5 protein-coding genes are annotated in these 7,702 nt (G+C 65.9%); 2 read left to right on the forward strand and 3 right to left on the reverse strand.

The features are described 5' to 3' along the window. Positions 1–295: 295 nt before the first annotated feature. A complete protein-coding gene (locus AC56LU_RS23865) occupies positions 296–2,410 on the forward strand; it encodes a TonB-dependent receptor family protein (protein ID WP_497178091.1) in 2,115 nt (704 codons plus the stop codon). 99 nt (positions 2,411–2,509) lie between these two features. Here AC56LU_RS23865 and AC56LU_RS23870 read toward each other — a convergent pair whose 3' ends face one another. The 3 genes from AC56LU_RS23870 to AC56LU_RS23880 all read right to left on the reverse strand — a co-directional run bounded on the left by AC56LU_RS23870 (position 2,510) and on the right by AC56LU_RS23880 (position 6,044). Further along, on the reverse strand, positions 2,510–4,006 hold the full coding sequence (locus AC56LU_RS23870) for a DUF3482 domain-containing protein (protein ID WP_497178092.1): 1,497 nt from the start codon (positions 4,004–4,006) through the stop codon (positions 2,510–2,512). After that, positions 4,003–5,484: a DUF2868 domain-containing protein gene (locus AC56LU_RS23875; protein WP_497178093.1), complete on the reverse strand. Its 1,482-nt coding sequence runs from the start codon at positions 5,482–5,484 to the stop codon at positions 4,003–4,005. The genes AC56LU_RS23870 and AC56LU_RS23875 overlap by 4 nt, the downstream gene beginning before the upstream one ends. A 146-nt stretch (positions 5,485–5,630) precedes the next feature. Next, on the reverse strand, positions 5,631–6,044 hold the full coding sequence (locus tag AC56LU_RS23880; protein ID WP_497178094.1) for a hypothetical protein: 414 nt from the start codon (positions 6,042–6,044) through the stop codon (positions 5,631–5,633). Positions 6,045–6,286: 242 nt separating this feature from the next. On the opposite strand from AC56LU_RS23880, the gene AC56LU_RS23885 reads away from it, so the two are divergent. Next, positions 6,287–7,504, forward strand: coding sequence for a M20/M25/M40 family metallo-hydrolase (locus tag AC56LU_RS23885; protein ID WP_497178095.1), 1,218 nt, complete (start codon positions 6,287–6,289; stop codon positions 7,502–7,504). The last annotated feature ends 198 nt before the right edge of the window (positions 7,505–7,702 follow it).

Genomic DNA, 7,702 nt, shown 5'->3' on the forward strand with positions numbered 1-7,702 from the left:
GTACCGTACGAAGCGTTGTGTTCGTCAGCAGCAGAGAAGTGAGATTATGCAGTGTTTCGCTTAACTCGTCAACCCCTCGTCCGCTTCGTTTTTCAGATTTTCCTGTTGAGCTTGTTAACGTAAGCACTTGATTACGTTAACGTTTTTTTGCTCACCCCGAAGCGGAGGCGAACTATAGCAAAGCTTTTCACGGTCCGCAAGCCCGTCTTCAACCAGCTTCCGCGAGAGCGGTGCGTGAGCACTTTGCCAATGGCGGGTATATTGCATGCCTGAATAGCAAGCAATTGGAGATCAAGTGAAGCAAGACCTTTTCCGCCGGCACGCCATCGCCGCGGCGTGTGTGTGCGTCCCACTCGGCGCGCTGGCCCAGAACGTCGTCACCCCAGCCAACGTAGTCGTCGTCAGCGCTACCCGTTCCGAACACAGCAGTTTCGACCTTCCGGCCGCCATCGACGTCGTCGATGCGGCGCAGATCCGCGACACCCAGCCGCGCGTCAATGCTTCCGAAGCCCTGGCCGCCGTGCCCGGCCTGGTCGCACGCGACCGCCAGAACTACGCGCAAGACCTGCAGATCTCCTCGCGCGGCTTCGGCGCCCGCTCGGCCTTCGGCGTGCGCGGGGTGCGCCTGGTGGCGGACGGCATCCCGGCCACCATGCCCGACGGCCAGGGCCAGGCCGCGACCTTCAACCTCGACATGGCCGAACGCATCGAAGTACTGCGCGGTCCATTCTCCGCCCTGTATGGCAACCACTCCGGCGGCGTGGTCCAGCTGTTCACCCGCGATCCCAAGGGCGCGCCTGCGGTCGAAACCAGTTTCAGCGCCGGCAGTGACGGCCTGCGCAAGCTCGATGTGAATGCCCAGGGCAGCAGCGGCAAGTTCGGCTACCTGCTAGATGCCTCGCGCTTCGAGACCGACGGCTACCGCGACCACAGTGCCGCCACGCGCGACCAGGCCTATGCCAAGCTGGTGGTCGAGCCAACGGGCGACAGCCGCCTGGTCCTCACCGCCAGCGGCCTGCGCCAGGACGATACCCAGGACCCGCTCGGCGTGACCTGGGCCACTTATCAGCGCGACCCGCGCGCCGGCGAGATCGACACCACCGACACCCAGTCGCCCCAGCGCACCCTGGCCGAGCGCTATGACACGCGCAAGAGCATCGACCACCAGCAGTTCGGCCTCACCTGGGAAAACCGCTTCGGCCCAGACCGCCTGCTGCTGACCGCCTATGGCGGTAACCGCCGCGTGATCCAGTACCAGTCGTTCTCGCGCGGCTTCCAGGCGCCGCCCACGCACTCCGGCGGCGTCATCGATTTCGACCGCGACTTCCATGGCATCGATGCCAACTGGCGCGCGGTGCGTACCGTGGCCGGCGGCACCCTGCGCGCCACCGTCGGCATCGAAGTGGCCCGCTCGCGCGATGCACGGCAGGGCTTCGAGAACTTCGTCGGCAATACCTTCGGCGTGAAGGGCAGCCTGCGGCGCGACGAACAGAACGAAGTCAGCACCGTCGATCCCTACGCCCAGCTCGAATGGGAACGCGGCCGATGGGTCTTGAGCGGGGGCCTGCGCCGTAGCCGCGTAAGCTTCGACGTCACCGACCGCTTCGTGGCGAACGGTAACGACAGCGGCAGCGTCGACTACAGCCACACCGCGCCGCTGCTCGGGGTACTGTACAAGGTGTCGCCTTCGCTGAACGTCTACGCCAGCGCCGCGCGCGGATTCGAAACCCCGACCCTGAATGAACTGTTCTACTCCGGGACGGGCGGCGGCTTCAACTATGGCCTGGGCCCGGCCATCGGCAAGCACCTCGAAGCCGGCGTCAAGGCCATGCTCACCCCTGGCGTGCGCGTCAACGCCGCCGTGTTCCAGGTGCGTACCGAGGGCGAGCTGGTGGTCGACAGCTCGTCGGGCGGCCGCACCAGCTACCGCAATGCCAGCGCAACCCTGCGCCAGGGCGGCGAGCTGTCGCTCGATGCGGAACTGGGAGCGGGCTGGAACGCGCGCCTCGCGCTCACGGCGCTGCGCGCCACCTACGACCAGGCTTTCGGCGCGGTCGCGGAGGGCAACCGCCTGCCGGGCATTCCGAAGACCAGCCTGTACGGGGAGCTGGGCTGGAAAGAGCAGTCGGGCCGCTTCGGCGCCGCACTCGAGACGATCGCGAATAGCCGCGTCTATGCGGAAGACACCAACACCGCCACGCCCGCGCCGGGCTATGCCATCGTCAATGCGCGCGTGCAGGGCAGCCACCAGCTGGGCCGGTGGCGCCTCAAGGGCTTCGCGCGCCTGAACAACCTGTTCGACCGCGCTTACGTCGGCTCGGTCATCGTGGGCGACGCCAACCGCCGCTATTACGAAGCCGCGCCCGGCCGCAACTGGATACTGGGCGCCAGCGCCCAATATCAGTTCTAGAGCGCCTAACAACCCCCCAGGGCCAGGCGCATTGTCGAAGACAGTACGCTAGTACGGCGAGACAATGCAACGCCGCCATGGGGGAATTGTTAGACGCTCTTAGGCAGTGACGATGTCCGCCCGTGCAGGCAGCGCAACGCCGGGATAGAGTTTCGCCAGCGTAGCATCAAGGGCGGGCCGCAGCACGGCTTCCACCAGCTGCGCCGCCGCGTCCTCGCTTGGTGCGGCGCGCACCGACTTCCATAGGTCCGGCTGGCTGGCGGCGTGCCCGTCCAGGACCTGCTCCACTTCGCGTTGCCAGAAGGCGGGCGCCTCGCCTTCGACCCAGTTGCCGCGACCGCGGCCGAAGTGCGCCACTGCCAGGTAGCGCAGCACCGCGCTGACCAGCAGCGACTGCAGGAATGGATCGGCGAACTGCACGCCTGGCTTGTCGCGGTCGAGCCGCTGGTTGAAGCCCCAGGCGGCACCGGCCATCGTCAGGCCACCGACGATCGCACCCAGCAACGCGCCCGCGCCCATGGTCAGGCCGCCGGCCATCATGTCGGCAGACAGCCCGGTCGCCGCGCCCGACACCACCGCCCCGAGCAGGCCGGCCTGCGCCTTGTCTACCGGCGCGTGCACCGCGAAGTTGTCGCGCACGCGCGCGTTGATGGTCAGCGCCTGGCCGGGGTCGATCCGGTACAGGGCCAGCATGCGCGCCGTCGCGCCGTTGATGCGCTGGTTCAGGCGCTCGACCAGCGCCGCCATGGCGAGCTCCTGGCGCCGCTGCTCATCCTTGCCGATGCCCACCGCCTTGAGGGCACTGCGCAACATGCTGCGCCCTTCTTCCCCGATCGGTTCGAGGTCGCGCGCGGCCGCCGCCAGCTGCTCGGCCGCAACGCGCAGCGCGCCGGCATAGCGTTGGCGGTTGGCGGCGGACCAGGCCTCGAGCAGGCGCGCATAGCCGGGCTGCTTCGCTGGGTCGATCAGACGCCCAATCGCTTCGTAAAAGACATGTTCGTGCACCCAGCAGCGGGCGAAGGCGTCGAGCGGCAGCACTTCTTTCACGACCGGAAACTGGGCCAGATGCTGGCGCCAGCGCCCCTGCTCGCCCGACTCTTCGGCGCCCGGCCGCGGTGGTCCCATCTGGTTGAGCAACACGGCGACCGGTTTGCCGAGCCACTCGAGGATCTTCATTTCGGACGGCAGGTAGCCGGCGTCTTGCGGCGACTCGGACGAGTTGACCAAGTAAAGAATGACGTCGGCTTCTTCCTTGGCCGCGCGCAGCGCCTGCTGGCTGAGCCAGAACGGGCGGTCGCGGTAACGGTCGAATACCTCGCGCAGGAACCAGCCGATGGGGTTGCCGGCGATCGACAGGCGCTTGAGCAGGCGCACCGAATCGCCGAAGCCCGGCGTATCCCACAACAGGAGCGTGTCGCCGGCCTCACTTTGCTGCAGCGGGTGCGCCTCGGCGAACTGCGTCACGTGGGCGGCGTCGCGCACCTCGCCCACGTCCATGCCCACCAGGGTGCGGGCCAGCGTCGTCTTGCCGTTGTTGGTGTGCGAGACCAGCGCGAACTGGATCTTGACCGGCTCGGGGTTCTTCACCAGTGTCATCGCAGCTCCGGCAAGGTGAGCCCGGCGCCCAGCTCGAGCGGATACTTCTCCGGCTCGAGCAGGTTCACGAATGTGGCGGAGGTGCCGTGGAAGCTGCAGAACTGGCGCCACAGGGCGGTGCGTTCCGCCAGGCGCGCGGCATTGCCCTGCTGTTCGCCGCCACGTTCGCTCAGGGGCGACTCGTCGACCAGTACCGCCACGCCACGCCGCACGCGCTTGGTCAGGTAGTCGAGGAAGGCGCCATGGTTTTCCTTCTCCGGCGTGGCCGCGAGGCTGAACAGGACGGCGGTGACGGTCACGCCGGCCTCGTCGAGCGCGGTGTCGCGCAAGGCATCCTTCGGTTCGATGCCGTAGGCGCTCGATGGCCGCAATTGCACACGCGCCTGCGCACCGAGCGCATTGGCGGCGATCGCCCACAGGCCGCGGTCGCGTGCTTCATCCAGCGAGTAGCTGTAGGGGAGCACGCGCAACAGTGCCGGGGTGCCGGCGCCGATGCTGTCGGCCAGCTTGCGGTAGTAAGGCTGGTCGAGGTCGAGCGGGAAGTGGTGCGCCAGGCGGCGTGCGCGCCAGGCGGCAAAGCCGGCGAGCACGAGCCGCGGCAGCACGACCAGCAGCAGGAGTGTGGCGCCGTACAAATGCACCCAGCGCTCGCCGCTGGCAGGGTTGACCACGCGCTCGAAGCGCAGCAGTTCGATCTCGGCCAGCGAAAAGCCCTGCAAGAAGTGGAACACGCTCATCGCCGGCATGAACAGCCAGGACAGCAGCGTATGCACCTGGCGGCCGTCGAGGAAGGTGCTTTCCCAGCCGATCGCGTATTGGGTCAATAGTCCGCGCGCGTAGAGCGAGGCGATGGCGCCGAGCGCGAAGCAGGCGGCAGCCAGATGAACGGTGCGGCGCAGGCGCGCACGGGTCAGCGGTTCGCTCAGCTTGGCCCATTCGCCCATGAAGACGGCCAGGCCTTCGGCCATCGGCACCGGCAGCTTGCGCGGCACCGCGGCTTTGCCCACACTCAGGCGGGCCAGCAGCTTCGGCCCGGCCCAGCCATGGCGTTTTCCTGGAACGAGGGCCCACACCAGCATGGCGAGATAGACCAGCAGGTTCCAGCCGATGATCAAGAGGAAGGGGCCCGAGAGCAGGTCGACCCGGTGCGGATCGGCGATCCGATCGATGGCGGCGCCCGAGACGAAGGCCAGGAAAGGCAGGGCCACCCAGACCCCGCCCAGGCCCAGCCTGCGCCTGGCGAAAGCGCCGAAGGCGGGCGAGCGTTCGCCCAGCCGTTTTAAAATCTGCTCGGAGCGCTGCTGCAGGAAATGATGCTGGGTGACGGCAGACTTGCTTTCGGCAGCCTGCCAGGCAGCGAGTTCCTTCGCGCTGCGGCTCGCGTACTTGCGGTCATCGTCGCTTAGCACGGCGTGGTTGACGTCGGCGGATTCGATGGCGCGCACCAGCACGACATTGCGTGCGACCTGTTCGTTCATGCTTCTCCTGTCATGGTTGAAATGGCAAGGCTGACAGGTGCATTGTGCCCCAGATTGGCGCAGGGGACGGTTGCGGCGCTTGAGATGGCGGGCGCTGGACGTAAAAAAACCCGGGAGACCCGGGCTCGCAATGTGTGCGCCGGCGTTCAGCTGCCGGGATTCTTCTCGTTCCGCTTGCTGCCAGAGTCGGAGGCTGAACCGCCCTTGCCGGAGTCCGACTGCTGGGAGCCGGCCTGCTGGTCTTGCTCGGCGCCACCCTGGCGGGATTGCCGGGACTCGCCCAGGCGGTCCTGCTCTGCCTGTGCCTGCATGCGTTCACCACGCTGGCGTGCGCTCCAGCCCTGGTGGACAGTGCCGGCGCCGGTGCGCTGGCTACGGCCGTTCATGTCCGATTGTTGTGATCCAGTGCCAGCCATTCGGAAAGGCGATTCCGGGCCGCCGGGCATCACCGCGCCGGGGGCGCGCGTCTGCATGCTTCCTTCTGCAACCGTGACACCTTTCGGCTTGTGGATCCCGCGCGAACGGTTGTCCCCGCCCAAGCTTTTGTCTTTAGATTTCATGATTCCTCCTTCGCTTCGCTGAACCGAAGACCGATCATGCGCGCCGATAAGAGGGTGCTGTATAGGAAAAGAATCCGAGCCAATGTAGGAATGAACGTACGATTAACGTTCAGATAGCGAAAGACCCCCCCCTAGGGCATGTGTTGTCGGGGCGTGCCGATTCTGAATATGTTGAGGCGAGGCAAATGGCAGCGTAATCGGCGCTGTTAGCATTTTTCTCTAGAATGCCAAAGGGAAATACAATGAAGCCGCGCCTGCTGACGCTCTGCCTGTTCTTCGCCCTTGGCCTCAGCCTGGCCGCGAGCGCTGGCCCGTCCATGAAAAGACGGGCATGGATCACCATCGGCGACGCCGCCTTCCGGCATATAAAAATGCTGGCTCCCGATGCGGTGTCGATCGACAGCCGCCAGGTGCGCGTGGCCGGGGCCTCGGAAAAGGTCCATGCCATTGTCCTGGATGAGGGCAGATTGGCGGCGATTGCCGGTGCGATCCATCAACGCATGGGGCAATGCGGCGGCTTCATGTACCACGCCAGTGAAGCCGAGGCCAGGCGCGCCCTCGGCCGGCATCCTGCCGCCCCGCCTGTGCAGGCGTATTCGATCTCGCGGCGGGATGTCGTCGAACCCATGTTGGCGGGCATGCAGGATAAGCAGATCGAGACAACGATCCAGGCCCTCAGCGGATTCACCAACCGCTATTACCGAAGCCAGACCGGCGTCGATGCGGCGAACTGGCTGCAGGCGGCATGGCAAACCCTCGGCGCCGGCCGCGACGACATCGCGGTGGCCCAGGTCGTTCACCGGGGCTATCCCCAGCCTTCCGTCACCATGACCATTGCCGGGACAGACCTGGCGGATGAGTACGTAGTGGTCGGCGCGCATCTCGATTCGATCATCGCGTACGGGATGAGCGAGACGGCACGCGCGCCTGGCGCGGACGACGATGCGTCCGGCGTCGCCAGCATGACCGAAGCCCTGCGCGCGCTGATCGAAAGCGGCTACCGTCCGCGCAGGACGATCCACGCGATTGCCTATGCGGCGGAAGAAGCGGGATTGCGCGGCTCGCAGGAGATCGCCAGGCAATTCAGACAAGCCAGTCGAAAAGTCGCAGGCGTGCTGCAGCTCGACATGACCAATTACAAGGGCGCGCCGAACGACATCTACCTGATCACGGATTACACGAATGCGCAGCAGAACGCCTTCCTGGCCCAGCTGGCCGCTGTGTATCTTCCGGAATTGAAGGTGGCCTACGACAAGTGCGGTTACGGGTGTTCGGACCACGCGAGCTGGGATGCCCAGGGCTATGCGGCGTCGATGCCCTTCGAGTCGTCGATGGCGCGCGATAACCCGGTCATTCATACGTCGCGGGATACGCTGGCGAATTCGGGCGGGCAGACTGCGCACGCGCTGAAGTTCGCGCGCCTCGCGGCGGCTTACATGGTTGAACTGTCCGCTCAGTGAGGAGCGCAGGCACAAAGCAACAAACCCCACCAGGCGAGAATTCGCAGTGCGAATTCGAGCGGTGGGGTTGTGCGTGCAGACGCAAAAAAGCCCGCTAGATCACTAGCGGGCTTTTTCTTATAACTAGCCTGACGATAACCTACTTTCACACTGGTTGCAGCACTATCATCGGCGCAAAGTCGTTTCACGGTCCTGTTC

The sequence above is a fragment of the Telluria sp. PB2R4 genome (assembly GCF_059685695.1).